The 15,812-nt window shown below is 37.1% G+C and carries 13 protein-coding genes and 1 pseudogene; 5 read left to right on the forward strand and 9 right to left on the reverse strand.

Annotated elements, in window-relative coordinates:
- Positions 1–35: 35 nt before the first annotated feature.
- The 4 genes from AC59HC_RS09545 to AC59HC_RS09560 are packed head-to-tail and all read left to right on the forward strand — an operon-like array spanning position 36 to position 2,711.
- On the forward strand, positions 36–803 hold the full coding sequence (locus AC59HC_RS09545) for an enoyl-CoA hydratase/isomerase family protein (protein WP_496558494.1): 768 nt from the start codon (positions 36–38) through the stop codon (positions 801–803).
- A 55-nt stretch (positions 804–858) separates the two neighbouring features.
- The gene (locus AC59HC_RS09550; RefSeq protein ID WP_007844123.1) at positions 859–1,281 is read left to right on the forward strand and encodes a deoxycytidylate deaminase; all 423 of its coding nucleotides are present in this window, start codon (positions 859–861) and stop codon (positions 1,279–1,281) included.
- A gap of 6 nt (positions 1,282–1,287) precedes the next feature.
- A complete protein-coding gene (gene xerD / locus AC59HC_RS09555) occupies positions 1,288–2,202 on the forward strand; it encodes a site-specific tyrosine recombinase XerD (protein WP_110009878.1) in 915 nt (304 codons plus the stop codon).
- Complete coding sequence (locus AC59HC_RS09560; RefSeq protein ID WP_202839932.1) at positions 2,199–2,711, forward strand: NUDIX hydrolase; 513 nt, start codon at positions 2,199–2,201, stop codon at positions 2,709–2,711. Before xerD ends, AC59HC_RS09560 begins: the two co-directional genes overlap by 4 nt.
- 102 nt (positions 2,712–2,813) lie before the next feature.
- Here AC59HC_RS09560 and AC59HC_RS09565 read toward each other — a convergent pair whose 3' ends face one another.
- The 9 genes and pseudogenes from AC59HC_RS09565 to AC59HC_RS09605 all read right to left on the reverse strand — a co-directional run bounded on the left by AC59HC_RS09565 (position 2,814) and on the right by AC59HC_RS09605 (position 12,565).
- Positions 2,814–3,272: a heme-binding domain-containing protein gene (locus tag AC59HC_RS09565; RefSeq protein WP_202839934.1), complete on the reverse strand. Its 459-nt coding sequence runs from the start codon at positions 3,270–3,272 to the stop codon at positions 2,814–2,816.
- Positions 3,273–3,276: 4 nt separating this feature from the next.
- Complete coding sequence (locus AC59HC_RS09570; RefSeq protein ID WP_411414501.1) at positions 3,277–5,076, reverse strand: Ig-like domain-containing domain; 1,800 nt, start codon at positions 5,074–5,076, stop codon at positions 3,277–3,279.
- A gap of 25 nt (positions 5,077–5,101) precedes the next feature.
- Positions 5,102–6,364, reverse strand: coding sequence for a serine hydrolase domain-containing protein (locus AC59HC_RS09575; RefSeq protein WP_429812229.1), 1,263 nt, complete (start codon positions 6,362–6,364; stop codon positions 5,102–5,104).
- 178 nt (positions 6,365–6,542) lie between these two features.
- Entirely contained in the window at positions 6,543–7,472 is a 930-nt protein-coding gene (locus tag AC59HC_RS09580) for a 2-hydroxyacid dehydrogenase (RefSeq protein WP_496558495.1), read from the reverse strand.
- A 45-nt stretch (positions 7,473–7,517) separates the two neighbouring features.
- Positions 7,518–7,724 (reverse strand): annotated as a pseudogene (locus tag AC59HC_RS09585) (GxxExxY protein); the annotation flags it as partial.
- 138 nt (positions 7,725–7,862) lie between these two features.
- Positions 7,863–8,405, reverse strand: coding sequence for an acyl-CoA thioesterase (locus tag AC59HC_RS09590; RefSeq protein ID WP_089695037.1), 543 nt, complete (start codon positions 8,403–8,405; stop codon positions 7,863–7,865).
- A complete protein-coding gene (locus AC59HC_RS09595; protein WP_137904773.1) occupies positions 8,393–9,145 on the reverse strand; it encodes a hypothetical protein in 753 nt (250 codons plus the stop codon). Before AC59HC_RS09595 ends, AC59HC_RS09590 begins: the two co-directional genes overlap by 13 nt.
- Positions 9,146–9,321: 176 nt before the next feature.
- Positions 9,322–11,439: a TonB-dependent receptor gene (locus AC59HC_RS09600; protein ID WP_496558496.1), complete on the reverse strand. Its 2,118-nt coding sequence runs from the start codon at positions 11,437–11,439 to the stop codon at positions 9,322–9,324.
- 355 nt (positions 11,440–11,794) lie between these two features.
- Positions 11,795–12,565, reverse strand: coding sequence for a WG repeat-containing protein (locus AC59HC_RS09605; protein WP_496558497.1), 771 nt, complete (start codon positions 12,563–12,565; stop codon positions 11,795–11,797).
- Positions 12,566–12,852: 287 nt separating this feature from the next.
- Between AC59HC_RS09605 and AC59HC_RS09610 the strand changes: the two genes are divergently transcribed.
- Entirely contained in the window at positions 12,853–15,636 is a 2,784-nt protein-coding gene (locus tag AC59HC_RS09610; protein ID WP_202839946.1) for a bifunctional aconitate hydratase 2/2-methylisocitrate dehydratase, read from the forward strand.
- Positions 15,637–15,812: the final 176 nt, after the last annotated feature.

Genomic DNA, 15,812 nt, shown 5'->3' on the forward strand with positions numbered 1-15,812 from the left:
ATAATTTGCAAAGGATGATATTTTAAAGTGGAAAAATGAGTTACGAGAACATATTATTAAAAAAAGAAGATAAATTATCTATCATTACCATAAACAGACCTGAGAGTTTAAATGCTTTAAATGCAAAAACAATTCAGGAAATCAGCACCGCACTGGATGAGCTTAACACTGACACTTCATGCAGAGTCATTATCCTTACCGGAAGTGGAGAAAAATCTTTTGTAGCAGGCGCTGATATCAAGGAATTCAGTGAATTCGGACAGGAAAAAGCTGAAAAACTTGCAAGAAACGGACAAAATACATTGTTCAACAAAATTGAAAACATGTCTAAACCTGTCATTGCAGCCGTAAACGGTTTTGCATTAGGAGGAGGTTTGGAGCTTGCTATGGCATGCCACATCAGATATGCATCGGAAAACGCCAGATTAGGACTTCCTGAAGTAACACTTGGATTGATTCCGGGATATGGAGGAACTCAGAGGCTTCCCAAGCTTGTAGGAAAAGGTATTGCCAACGAAATGATCTTCTCTGCCAAAATGATCCCTGCTCAAAAAGCAAAAGAGATCGGACTGGTGAACGAAGTTTACCCTATTGAAGAATTATTAACCAAAACGAGAGAATTAGCAAACACGATTGCCTACAATTCACCAATGGCAATATCGAAGGCTATAAACGCCGTGAATTTATCTGATACGGAGAAAGGTTTTGAAACTGAAATTAAATATTTCGGAGAACTTTTTGAAATGGAAGATAAGAAAGAAGGAGTTACTGCGTTTCTAGAGAAGAGAAAACCTAACTTCTAAATCTTTCTAAAAGATTTTAATCCAAATTATTTCGAAAAAAAAACAATGCTGCGGTATGAATAAGTTTGATAAAGCTTATCTAAAAATGGCTCAGGAATGGGCAAAACTCTCCTACTGTAAGAGAAAACAGGTGGGAGCTCTTATCGTAAAAGATAGGATGATTATTTCAGATGGTTACAACGGGACTCCTTCGGGATTCGAAAACTGCTGTGAAGATGAAGACGGGAAAACACACTGGTACGTATTGCATGCGGAAGCCAACGCTATATTAAAGCTGGCGGCCTCTACCCAATCTGCAAAAGGAGCAACGTTATATTTAACGCTGTCTCCCTGCAAAGAATGCAGCAAGCTGATTCTGCAGGCGGGGATTACGAGACTGGTGTATATTAATGAGTATTCGGATGACGATGGAATATCGTTCCTGAGAAACCATAACATTGAAATAGAACAAATATCGGACTGTGAACTAAAAAAATAAGCACAAATGACTTGGGATGAAAAGATCAAAGATTTTGAAATATTTCTTCGTTTCGAAAGAAATTTTTCAGAAAACACGCTCGACGCCTATGTTCGGGACATTAAAAAATTAAAAGATTACGCAGAAGAGGATCTGGAAAACGTCGGTCCAGACTCCATCGGTTACGAAAACCTGCAGGAATACATTTTCAATCTTTCCAAACAGAAATTCAGTGAGAGATCACAGGCAAGATGGATATCTTCCATCAAAGCTTTCTTCAAATTTCTGCTGGAGGATGAATATCGTGAAGACAATCCTGCGGCGTTACTTGAAGGCCCTAAACTGGGATTATATCTACCTGATACTTTAAGCCTGCCTGATATCAACAAAATTATTGCTGCTATTGAGGTCAATACAGATCTTGGAAAAAGAAACCAATGCATCATAGAGGTACTATATGGATGCGGACTTCGTGTTTCCGAACTGATCGATCTGAAGATATCCAATATCAACTTCAAAGAGCAATATATCAAGGTACACGGAAAAGGAAACAAAACCCGTTTTGTTCCTTTAGCTGATTATACGGCTGATCTGCTTGAAAGTTATATCAAAGAGGTTCGTTCTAAAGGTAAAATCAATAAGAAATATGAAGATACTCTGTTTTTAAACAGCCGCGGGACTTCCATGTCCAGGGTAATTGTATTTCTTATTATTAAAGAACTTACAGATAAAGCAGGGGTTAACAAAAAAATATCTCCACACACATTCAGACACTCATTTGCAACCCATTTATTACAGAATGGAGCAGATTTACGTTATATTCAGGAAATGCTGGGACATTCCAGTATTACAACAACGGAGATCTACACGCACCTGAAAACAGAAGAATTAAGGGATGTTATTTTGAGTTATCACCCGAGAAATATTAATATTGCTCAATGAAACTATTGAAATATTGCCCAAGCTGCGGCAAAGAATCCTTACACTGGGATGGTGAAAAGAAATGGAGCTGCCCGGAATGTGGTTTTACTTTGTATAATAATGTGGCAGGTGCTGTAGCAGTTGTCATCAGATGTGGAGACCAAATTTATCTTACCAGAAGAAACAGAGATCCTAAAAAAGGAAAACTTGACCTGGCCGGAGGATTTGTTGATCCAAAAGAAAGTGCAGAGGAAACCTGTAAAAGAGAACTTTTTGAAGAACTTCAGCTTGATATCAATATTTCTAACCTGAAATACATTACCAGCCTTCCCAACATTTATCAATATAAGGAAATTGACTATAATACAATCGATCTCTTTTATGAATACAATGTTCCGGAAAAATTTGAGGTAAGTCTTGAACTCTCTGAAATCTCAGAAGCAGTCTGGATTCCTTTACAGGATCTGGATCTTGAAGATATCGCTTTCGATTCTCAGAAGAGATTTTTCGAGAGCTATATAAAGAAATAATTTTTGTAAAATATTCTCCCGTAGATTTTACAGATCAGGCAGATTATTGTTTAAACAATATGCTTGTTTGTAAAATCTGCGGGAGTTTTTTCATGGTGGAAACTAATAGGTTTTAGTCTTCAGCATTTCTTCAAAATACTGAATCAGCAATGCTCTTTCAGCTTCTGAAAGATTGGCTTCTTTATGATAAACAATATAACCGGGCATCGGCATTGTTTTATTCTGAATGGTCTGAATAGACTTAGTCAGCATATTCTCCTTCAAATCCTTATTATAAGTTCCCCAGGTAGAAAAATTAAGGTGTTCCCTGCCTTCATTCACATGGCTTTTTACAGACCATGAAATGGGTGCGATAAAAGCATATTTCGGATAAACCGTTTCATTGGAATGGCAGTCATAACAGGCGTTTTTAAGCAACGCTCTTACTTTTTCCGGTGATTTCCTTGAATCAACAAAGTTAACCGCAGAATCAACGGGTTTATTCACCCTGTCAACAGGGAAAAACTGAATCAGGGCAAACGCCACCAATGTCCAGAATACTATTTTCTTAGCCGTCTTCATCTGCTTACTTAGCTGGAGTTAAAACAGCATTGCCGGATTTAAATTCTTTTTTCTGCACTTGCTTCGTTGCTGCAGGTTCTGCAGACACCGGAGTTTCTGACGGAGATGGAGTGGCAGGTGCCGGAGCTGGCGTTGTTACACTTGGTGATTTCGGACTATCAAGTGTTCTGGTATCTTTCAGATCCCAATCCTCTCTTGTTTCCCATAAGGCTCTGACAATAACTTTTTTATAGAAAATATAAGCATCTTCAGCAAAAATATCATTCGCGAAATCTGCTTCGTCCCAATATTTGTTTCCGTTATTATCCACCAGAATCCTTACAATATATTCTCCAGGTCTGAGTATATCAAACTTTACCTTATCTCCTTTAGTATATTTCTGATAAGCTACCTTGTCAGAATCCATTAACTGAATCCAATAATTTGCTTCCGGCGCATTGGAAACAGAGAACTCAACACTTCCAAACTGATCTACTTTGGCGACATCAAAGTCAAAACGCTTTGATTGGGTGTTTTTGGCATAAAATGAAGATACGGTTTCCTTAGGAACTGTAAGTTCATAGCTTTTGCCCATCACAAAGTCGGATTGAACATGAATCTGGTAAGGATTTGTTTCGGAGATTTTAGCAGTGAATGGTAAAGTTGTTAAACTGTCTCCTTTGGCTCTTAAAGTCCATTTTGAAGGATCAATTTTATCAACAATATAGTTTGATGCAATTTTTAAATCTGCCTTTGGAGCGATAGAGGTTCCGTCGTTATCACTAAAGACATCCATAGCATTCTTCTTATTATATCTGTAAAATAAAGAAACACTGTAGGCACTGTCTTTTTTCGGACCTTTATTATGGGTGAAGATCAGCTTTTCATTTGCTTCCTGCCCCACATTATCCTTTACAGCATCAAACCAGATTCTCACCGAGTCTGATTTCGGATTGTGTGTTATCTTGACATCCTTTAATTTCTCGTTCAGCGACTGTACTTTTACTTCATCAGGATTTCCTTCAAAGGTCATCAGAACTCCTCCGGCTATCTCTTTCATTTCTACATACTTCACCGGTTTTTTGGAAGGGTATACCTTTAAGTTTAATCCTGAAATGGATTTCTCAACATTCACCGGATCTTTCTGGAATCCAACTTTTTCTTTTCCAGGATCATACATTGAATTTCCGTTCTCATCTTCAAAAGCAATAATTTTGTATTTTCCGGGAGTCAGATAATTTAATTCGTAATATCCATCTTCATCTACCTTAGTGATATAGTAAGGCTTTTTCTTGTAATCCATGGTATCTTTTACCTGATACAATCCTACCACTAGCTTATTTTCTGTTGTAGTTCCGGTTTTCTTTTTAGTATCGAGGGCATCCTTTACTTCACCACTGATATACAAATCATCCAATTTGTCTCCTGTGGAAAAAGCAAAATTGAAATACCTTAGTATATTAGATTCGTTATTATCAACAATTGAATTTCCAAAATTGAAATTATAGGTGGTATTGGCCTGAAGGGTATCTGTCCACTGAATCAGAACAAATTTGTTGGCAATATTCGATGGAAGTATTCTCGTTATTCCTTTAATAGGAGGTGAAATAATCAGGTTTTTATTGATATCCTTCAATGTCACATATTCATCAAAATCCAGACGGAGTTCACGAATATCTCTTTTGACATTGATTCTTGTTGTATCAATGTTTGAGCTTAAAAACTTGGGTGCCAGGGTATCTTTAGGCCCTCCGACAGGAGATCCTACTCTTGCACATGAATGTACAAGAAAACAGATAATAAGTAATAAAAGAAACCTTTTCATGAAAATGTTTAGGCAAAAGTAAACATTATTCTCCAAAAACTTCCTGTCCGGAATTCAAAGTATCTTTATTGTCGTGCATAACGGTATGCAGCTTTTCCTTCTGCAAAGGGAAATCTTCGAATAAACCGGACAATGCAAGAGCCGTATATACTTTGTTTGAATATTTATTTCCAATAGCTACAATGGTAACCTTAGATTTTAAAAGATGGGCAAATACCGAGTTGGTGCCATGCCACCATCCGTTGTGATAGGTCAGCTTCTCGCCATTATCGAATATTTTCATTCGGAAACCTAATCCATAATTATTCATTCCTGCTTTTTCATTGCTGTAAGGAGTGAATACCATCTGCATCAGTTCCGGTTTCAGGAAATTTTTCGAAAACATTGCTTTTGAGAAGTTGTATAAATCTCTTGGTGTCGTGTACACATTTTTATCTCCGTAAATCAGATCAAGTCTGTCTAAAGGATACAACTTATTTCCTCCATAATAGAAAGACTGCGAAGCTGTAGGGATATCTTTTTCCTGGAAGATGTACGTGTTATTCATTTTCAATGGTGTGAAAACCATTTCTTTCATCGCCTGAGGGAAAGGAGTTTTAGTCACTTTCTCAATTAATAAAGCCAATAAAGCAAAATTCGTATTGCAATACATGAATCCTGTATCCGTATCTCTTGCCAGATCTGGTTTATACTTGATAATCATATTCAAAACATCTTCATTGGTAATGAAAGGTTTTGACAGTTCTGCCGGGACAGGCTGTATTTTGGTAATAAAATATTCGTATTTCGGAAGACCGCTTCTTTGATCCAGCAAAGTCTGAACAGTAACATTCGGGTATGGAAACCCCGGAAAAAACTGAGTAAGATGATCCGTTAATTTTATTTTTCCGGCCTCTATCAGTTTCATCATAGCCATTGCCGTTAGAGTCTTTGAAACTGAAGCGACATGCAATGGTGTATTTTTGTCGATCGGCATCTGATTTCCTTCTCTTCCGAAACCTCTGTAATTTTCATACAGGATTTCATCACCTTTGGCAACAAGAATTCCACCGCTAAGGTCTCCTCCTTCCCATATCTTTTTGTAATACTGGTCTATATAACTTACGGTAGTTTGTCTGTTCAAAAGCTGTCCGTCACCCTTTGTAAAAATATCACTCAGATCTACATTTCCATAGTTGGGCAGATTGGTTGTATTTTCAGCCGAAACTTCTTTGGCTTCAGACTTTTTTTTACAGGAAAATATTGATAATAGAACAGTTAAAATAAGTACAAAATTACGCGTCGTCATGAGATTCAAAAATGAGCGGCAATTTAATAAAACTCGAAATAAATAATAAGTATGATGGGGATATTATGAATTATTTAACATAAATGGATGGAAAAGTAAAATATGGAAGGGCAAAATCATCATAAAAGGCGGATTTACTTTTTGTAAATCCGCCTTTATATTTTATTTTTTAAACAACTTAACAGTGTGAAGCTACAATCTTATCTACAATAAACTGAGCCAGTTTTTCTTTACTTTGATGGGTCCATCCGGCAATGTGGGGTGTGACAATGGCTTTCTCCGATTCAAGAAGATATTTCAGGTCTTCATTTTCCGATTCAATGTTCTCGAAAGAAGATTTTTCATATTCCAAAACATCCAGACATGCACCTTTTACTTTCCCTGACTTCAATGCTTCTACTAAACTTTTAGTTTCCACATTTTTTCCTCTTGCAGTATTGACAAAATAAAAATCGTTTTTCATCTCTGCAATGAAAGCTTCGTTAATAAGATAGTGGGTTTCTGAAGTTAAAGGAATATGCAGGCTTACGACCTCTGCAGACTGTTTCAGTTCTTCCAGTGAAACCTGTGTTGCATATTCATCTGAAAGATCAGGAAGAATATCATGGAAAATCACCTTACATCCGAACCCTGAAAGTCTTTTTGCAGTAGCTTTTCCCATGTTACCATAGCCAATCAATCCCACTGTTTTTCCCAACAGCTCATCTCCTCTGTTTTCTTCACGCTTCCAGATCCCGTTTTTCACTTCCTGGGAAGCAATAAAAAGTCTGTTCAAGATCACCAGAAGCATTCCCACAACGTGTTCTGCCACGGAATCTCTGTTTCCTTCAGGAGAATTGATCAATTGAATTCCCAGTTTTTCTGCAATAGGAATATCAATATTTTCCATTCCGGCCCCTACTCTTGCAATGAACTTCAGATTCTTCCCTTTCTCCAGAAAATTCCGGTCTAATGGAATACGGCTTCTGATGATAATTCCGTCGTAGTTCTCAATTTTATCGCAAACCTCATCATAAGACGATGTAAAATCCTCTTCCAGGATAAAGTTCTTAGCCAAAAGCTGTTCAGTGATGAGAGGATGGTTTTTATCTAAAAGAAGTATTTTCATAGTTTAAACACAAATGTCACTAATTTATTTCACAAATAGCACAAATTATAAGGTACCGTTAATTACTCTCTTAACACCATTTTTAAACTGAAGTGTATTGAAGTTGATCAACATCACAAGTTTACAATTACTTAGGCGAAGGTAGGCAAGTATTTGCGCTAAATGAATATCCTGTAATGATTCTATAGATTTTATTTCCAGCACAAATTTTTTTTCAATCAAAAAGTCAAGTCTATGACCAAGATCCATTTTAACCTCATCATAACCCTGCTTCGTAGACTATTTTTGATATATCATTTTCTGAAATATCCATTTTGCTTATTTTTTTTCATCTGACTGAGCACAAACCATTTGTGAAAATTTGTGCCCGTCATGTGCGTTTTTTGTGTTTTATTTCTTTTCTTTCTTAGACTCCTGTGGTTCCTGGAATAGTTTTTTAAGTTCTACAGACTCCAAAGGTTTCATTCTTCCGGAAAGGATCAATGAAAGTTCTTTTCTACGGAATGCCGCTGCAAATCTTTCTTTCTCCTCATCTGTTTCAGGAATCATTTCCGGAATAGGAATCGGACGGTTGAATTCATCTACTGCAACGAAAGTATAAATCCCAGCATTCGTATGAACTTTCTTCTGGTTGATTGGATCATCCAACCATACATCTACATACACTTCCATGGAAGTAGAAAATGCTCTGGAAACTTTAGATTCCAGTACAACTACACCTCCTTCCGGAATAGGGTGATTGAAAGATACGTGGTTTACTGAAGCTGTTACTACTCTTCTTTCACAGTGTCTTGCTGCTGAAATAGACGCACAACGGTCCATTTTTGCTAAAAGCTCACCACCGAAAAGGTTTCTTAAAGAGTTGGTTTCGTTCGGAAGAACGATATTGGTCATAATAGTCAGAGATTCTGACGCTTTTTTTATTTTTGCCATCTAGTCTTAGTGTTGTTTGGGACAGCCGGAGCAGATTGCTTTACTTTTCCGGCGGGTTTTACTAATGAATCTTTTTTCAAAGAATCTGTAACGGGTGTTTCCGGAGTATGTACTTTCATCTTCACCGTATCTTTTACGATCCTATGGGTAGAAGTTTGTACTGAAACATTATTGAAAGATTTCTTTCCGAAAAGAAGTTCCTGCTGGGTAAACGCCAGGTATACAATTCCAAGAACCGGGATAATCAGAAGGAAAAGCCAAAGAATTGTTTTTTTGAATTTAAAATCCTTTTCACGATTCACAGAAGCATTTACTTTTTCCCCGTTATTGATATCTGAAAATCTGATTTCTTCCAATCCGTAAAAATCCGGACGTCCGGATTCTATTCTTTTTCCCTTGAAATGGGTATGTCCTTCTTCAATGAAAACGGTTCCAAGGTTTTGAATGTCAAGAACCTGTTCGGCCTGAAGTTTTTTCTTCCAAAAATCAGTCTGAATTTTAAGATCACTTCTTGAAGCTTCCAGAGACATCTGTTTTTGTTCTGCAATAAAAGCAGTAAGGTCTTCAGCCCGGACTTCATAATCTATGGCAAATTCAATCTGGCTGGCCGGAGGCAAGATGCTTCCGTTTTCAGAATTGATAATTGCCTTAGAATTTTTCAGTGAAAACACCCCAAAGCCTGGAACTGTGGCAGTTCCAAATTGTTTTAAGTATTCTAAAATATATGCTGAAATATTCATTTGGCAGCAAATTTATAACTTTTTCGGGACTTTTTGTAATATTTAATGGATATAAAAAAGACTGCCGGAACAGTCTTTTGATTATTCTGTATTAAAACAGATATACTGTTATTTAAACTGCTTTTTTTAAGTTTAAAAATGGTAAATCTACTAAAAAGCAAACACCGATTTGTCAATTACTGAATTTTCCAGCTTACTCCAAACATAAAGTTCGTTCCTGCCTGTGAAAAATAATAAGGCTGCCCATCATAAACAGATCCATTGTTCACATATTTCTTATTGAACAGGTTATTCACCAATAGCTTTAATGCAATTTCATTATTGGCAATTTTAAACTGGTACTGCGCATTGAAATCTGTAAGGAAATAATCTTTAAGCTGCAGATTGGCATCTTCGGTATTATCCAGATATTGTTTTCCTACATACTGATTCATTAAAGCAAACTGGAATTTTTTTGTAGGATTGAATTTCAAGCCTAAATTGGCTATAACATTTGGAGAAAATGAAATCTGAGTATTTCCAAGGCTTTTAGGAACATCACCATTCTGAATATTAAAATCCTGATTTCTGTTCTGGCTTAATGTTACGTTACCGGAAACCTCCCATTGTTTGGATAGTTTTGCCAAAGCACCAACCTCAATACCTCTTCTGTAGCTCTTCCCTGAATTTGTTCTGATAAATGCCCCTACGTTATTCAGTTCTCCGTTCAGAACCAATTGGTTCACATAATACATATAATACACATTCGCAGTAAAAGAAACGATTCCGAACTGTTTTTCAAAACCGGCTTCAATATCGTGAAGCTTTTCTGCTTTTACATCATTATTAGCCATCAGATCGTCTCTGTTGGGTTCACGATGGGCGTGGGCGTAAGAAAGGAATATTTTACCTCCGTCAATTCTGTAATTTACTCCGGCTTTTGGATTAAAAAACAGCCAGTTTTTACTTAAATCTGCTCCTTCACCATCACCAGCCGTCAGAATCTTTGTCTTGTAATTGATTTTTCTGAGCTGCAAATCACCAAAGAATTCAAAATTATTCAATCTTAATAAAGCTTTTGCAAAACCAGACACCTCATTCTTTACAGAGCGGTTTCTATAATATTCGCTTTCCTCAATCTGAGGGAAAAACACGCCGGTAACATTTCCATAGTGTCTTCCGTAATACTGATTGACCACAGCACCAAAGTTCAGATCTAAATTTTCAAACTTTCCGTACAATGTAGAAACCATTCCGTAGAAATCGTTGTTCAGCCATTTTTTTCTGATAAAGTCTGAAGCTTTTATCGTTTGCCCTCCTTCTGTTATATTGGGAAGGTTATATCTTGAAAACGGATCTCCCTGCTTGTAGTTTTCGTAATATCCTTTTCCTTTTGTATAGTGGAAAGTGGTTTCCAGATTCCAGCGGTCGTTGAATTTCTGTTCCCAAAGCAACTGATAATGGTTCTGTCTGTAGTTATCCGTTTCATTATCATAGAAACTTACAATATTCTCCCAGTTGGCATCATAAATGGCTCCTGAAATATTGAATTTAGGATCGGTCTCCCAGGTTTTACGATCAATCCCGTTCCATGCCTGATACGTTTTCTCTTTTCCGCCAAAAGCCATTAAACGTAATTTTGTATTCCCTTCTTCAAATAAAGCAGTGAAATTATAAGAATGTAAGTTGGATGAAGCCCTGTCGATATAGCCGTCAGAATGAATATGAGTATATCTTCCCATCACGGAAAGTCGGTTTTTCCAGAATTTCCCTGAGCCAATTTCTGCTGAATATTTATAAGTATTAAATGATCCGTAGCTGTCATCCGTTTTAAAATAAAATTTCTCTTCAGGATCCTTAGAAAGTACGTTAATACTTGCTCCGAAGGCAGAAACCCCGTTATTGGAAGTTCCTACTCCTCTCTGAATGACAATCTGTGAGGCAGAACTTGTCAAATCCGGAACGTTGACAAAAAAGGTTCCCTGGCTTTCAGAGTCGTTGTATGGAACACCGTTCATCATAACATTGATGGCACTTCCTGAAACTCCACGGATTCTGAAACCGGTATATCCTACCCCGTTTCCGGCATCTGACGTCGAAATAATGGAAGTTTGGTTTTTCAAAAGAATAGGAAGATCCTGTCCCAGATTCTTACTGTCCAGATCTTTCTGTACATTGACGATTTCCTTTGCTACCGGAAGCCTTTTGGTAAAGTTGACTGCTTCAATTTCCCTCACCTTTAGGGAATCTTTATTCTGAGCCTGTATAAAAGCCGCAGCTCCTACGGTAAGTCCTAAAAAAAATAATCCTTTCATTCTATAAATCTTTAACATTTAATGAATAAAAGGGGTTGAGCAATAATGTAACAATTTTATTAATTTAACAGTCTAGCAATTGGTATATTGTTATACTGTTTCATTGGTACATTTTCAATTCCCTAAACAGCATTACCTGTTCCAGGTTCATTGGGTATAATCTCAGCCTGTTAAAGCACCCCTTTATTTCAGTTGCAAAATTACAAAAAATATATGAATTGGAATTTGGGTTTCGAGATGCGGGATAGTGGGTTGCGAGGTGCGAGATGTGGGTTGTTAGGTTGCGGGTTACGTAATTGAAAAATACTACGAAAAATAGGAGTTATCAAATGAATCATTCATCATTTATCATTCTCTAGTAAGTTTTGTTGTTGGCATCGATATAATAGTAATTTGAGCCGTCTTTTGTCACTTCAAACATTTTACCCAGTTTCCAGCTGAAATTTCTTTTAATATTGGAATATTCAAACGGAATAATCACTTTATTGTTAACATCAATAATACCGAATTTATCATTATTGGAGGCAACAATCATCGGATTCGCAACATCATCACCCTCAAGAATAAAAAGATACTGATATTGTGGATAGATCTGATACTGTCTGTAGTCGGCCGCATTCACAAATTTTGATTTTTCAATGATTCCATAAAAACCATTAAGGATATACGCCTGGAATAACTGTTGTTTATATTCTTCAAATTTACATTTTCCAAAATCGGTATCTTTGAACTGATAGACTCTCTTACCAGACTGATCTATGCGGTAAGAAATCATATTTTTCTCCACCGTAGCATAGTCTTTTGTTCCAAATTTTCTCACTTTTTCATTAGGAGAATTCAGAAGGTTGCAGTCTTCATAAAAAAATACGGCAATATGATATTCCGGCTGAATAATAAATTTCCCGTTCTGATTGACATACCCGAACTGATCTCCTTTTTTCTTAGGAATCAAAACAGGAAGATCTTTATTGATCACTACCAGATCAGCATTAGGTTTGCTGGCTGAAGCTGCTTTTTTAACCGTGCTTTTTGTTCTTTTTTTCACAGGAATTTTCTTCACAGATTTGGTCTGCGAGAAAACGAAAATCGAAATAAAAACACATAAAACATTCAGGATATTTTTCATATTCTCCATTTGATTACAAAAATACGACCAAAAATAGATATTATAAAATTCATATTTATAAAGAATCTAAATAATTTCATTCTTATAAAATTGTAAAATTTCGTAATTTTGGGGACATTTTGAAATGTTTGATAATTTTAAAAAACTTTTGAAAAAGTGTGGATTATGCTGACTTTATTCGGTTAATGTTGCATCAAAATGCGAGAACTCAAAATGTCATTAATTGTATTTATACACACCGGTAAAGAAAAAGCTGACCTAGCTTTAATTTTGAAAGACCTTCTATTATGAGTATTTATAAGGATTACATCAAAGAGATTGAAGAAAGAAAAACCCAGGGGCTTCATCCAAAGCCAATTGATGGTGCTGAATTACTAAGCGAAATCATTGCACAAATTAAAGATTCAGATAATGCTGACCGACCGGACTCTCTTAAATTTTTCATTTATAACACACTACCCGGAACTACGAGTGCAGCGGGAGTAAAAGCAAAATTTTTAAAAGAAATTATTCTGGGTGAATCCGTAGTAGAAGAAATTTCCCCGGCATTTGCCTTTGAATTATTGTCTCATATGAAAGGCGGACCTTCTATTGAGGTGCTGCTGGACCTTGCTTTAGGTAATGATGCAGCTATTGCTAAAGAAGCTGCCAACGTTCTTAAAACTCAGGTTTTCCTTTATGAAGCAGATACGAACCGTCTGAAAGAAGCATTCAACAGCGGTAACGAAATTGCAAAAGAAATCCTTGAAAGCTACGCAAAAGCTGAATTCTTCACTAAACTTCCTGAAGTTGCTGAAGAAATTAAAGTAGTTACTTATATTGCTGGTGAAGGAGATATTTCTACAGATTTACTTTCTCCTGGTAATCAGGCTCACTCAAGATCAGACCGTGAACTTCACGGTAAATGTATGATCACTCCTGAAGCTCAGGAAGAAATCAAAGCTTTACAGGCAAAGCATCCTGATGCAAGCGTTATGCTGATCGCTGAAAAAGGAACAATGGGTGTAGGATCATCCAGAATGTCAGGAGTAAACAATGTTGCTCTTTGGACAGGAAAACAGGCAAGCCCATACGTACCATTCGTCAACATTGCTCCCATTGTAGGAGGAACAAACGGTATTTCTCCGATCTTCCTTACCACAGTAGACGTTACCGGAGGTATCGGTATTGACCTTAAAAACTGGGTAAAGAAAGTTGACGAAAACGGGAACCCGGTTCGTAATGAAAACGGTGACATTGTTCTTGAAGAAGCATATTCAGTAGCAACAGGAACTGTTTTAACAATCAATACAAAAGAAAAGAAATTATACAACGGCGACCAGGAACTGATCGACCTTACCAAATCTTTCACTCCGCAAAAGATGGAATTCATCAGAGCAGGAGGATCTTACGCGGTCGTATTTGGTAAAAAACTACAGACATTTGCTGCTCAGGTTTTAGGTATTGAAGCGCCGACGGTTTTTGCTCCTTCAAAAGAAATCTCTCATGAAGGACAGGGACTTACTGCTGTAGAAAAGATTTTCAACAGAAATGCTGTGGGAACTACCCCAGGAAAAGTTCTGCACGCCGGTTCTGACGTTCGTGTACAGGTTAATATTGTTGGATCTCAGGATACAACAGGTTTGATGACCGCTCAGGAATTAGAATCAATGGCAGCAACTGTGATTTCTCCAATCGTAGATGGTGCTTATCAGTCCGGATGCCACACGGCTTCCGTTTGGGATAAAAAAGCTCAGGCTAACATTCCTAAGCTGATGAAATTCATGAACGAGTTCGGACTGATTACAGCCCGTGACCCGAAAGGTGAATACCACGCCATGACTGACGTTATCCACAAAGTTCTTAACGATATCACTGTAGACGAGTGGGCTATCATTATTGGTGGTGACTCTCACACCAGAATGTCTAAAGGAGTTGCTTTTGGAGCTGACTCAGGAACTGTAGCGCTTGCATTGGCTACCGGTGAAGCATCCATGCCGATCCCTGAATCTGTAAAAGTAACTTTCAAAGGTGAAATGAAGCCTCACATGGATTTCCGTGATGTGGTTCATGCAACGCAGGCTCAGATGTTAAAGCAGTTTGGAGGAGAAAATGTATTCCAGGGTAGAATCATTGAGGTTCATATCGGAACACTTCCTGCTGACCAGGCATTTACATTTACAGACTGGACTGCTGAAATGAAGGCAAAAGCTTCTATCAACATTTCTGAAGATAATACTTTGATCGAATCACTGGAAATTGCAAAAGGCAGAATCCAGATCATGATCGACAAGGGTATGGATAATCACAACAAAGTTCTTCAGGGATTAATTGACAAAGCAAATAAGAGAATTGCAGAAATCAGATCAGGTGAAAAACCTGCTTTGACTCCTGATGCAAACGCTAAATATTATGCTGAAGTTGTTGTAGACCTTGATGTAATTGTTGAACCAATGATTGCTGACCCGGACGTAAACAATGACGATGTATCTAAAAGATATACTCACGATACCATCAGAGACCTTTCTTACTATGGAGGTGAGAAAAAAGTAGACCTTGGTTTCGTAGGATCCTGTATGGTTCACAAAGGAGACCTTAAGATCGTTTCCCAGATGTTGAGAAACCTTGAAAAGCAACAAGGAAAAGTAGAATTCAATGCTCCGCTTGTAGTGGCAGCTCCTACATATAATATCATTGATGAATTAAAAGCTGAAGGAGACTGGGAATTACTGGAAAAATATTCCGGTTTTGAATTTGATGACAACGCTCCAAAAGGAGAAGCACGTACAGAGTACAAAAACGTAATGTACCTTGAGCGCCCGGGATGTAACCTTTGTATGGGTAACCAGGAAAAAGCAGCTAAAGGAGATACTGTTTTAGCAACTTCTACCCGTCTTTTCCAGGGAAGAGTAGTTGAAGATTCTGAACGTAAAAAAGGAGAATCCCTGCTTGCTTCAACTCCCGTTGTTGTTCTTTCCGCAATCATCGGAAGAATTCCTAGCATCGATGAGTATAAAACTGCTGTTGAGGGAATTGACCTTACTACTTTTGTTCCTTCTATTAAAGAATTAACAAGTACAAGCGCTCACTAAGAGATTGATAATAAGTCGCAAGACTATTGAATAACTATATTATTGGAAGATTTTAGTCCTTAAGGATTTAAAATCTTCCATTTTTTTGTTTAGAACGTTTCTATTTTATGATAGTTACGTTTTTTTTTCGATAAAAGCTGGAAAATAAATTCTAATTTTTCTTAAATTGAAAGTTA

Source organism: Chryseobacterium sp. DZ-32, assembly GCF_059587025.1.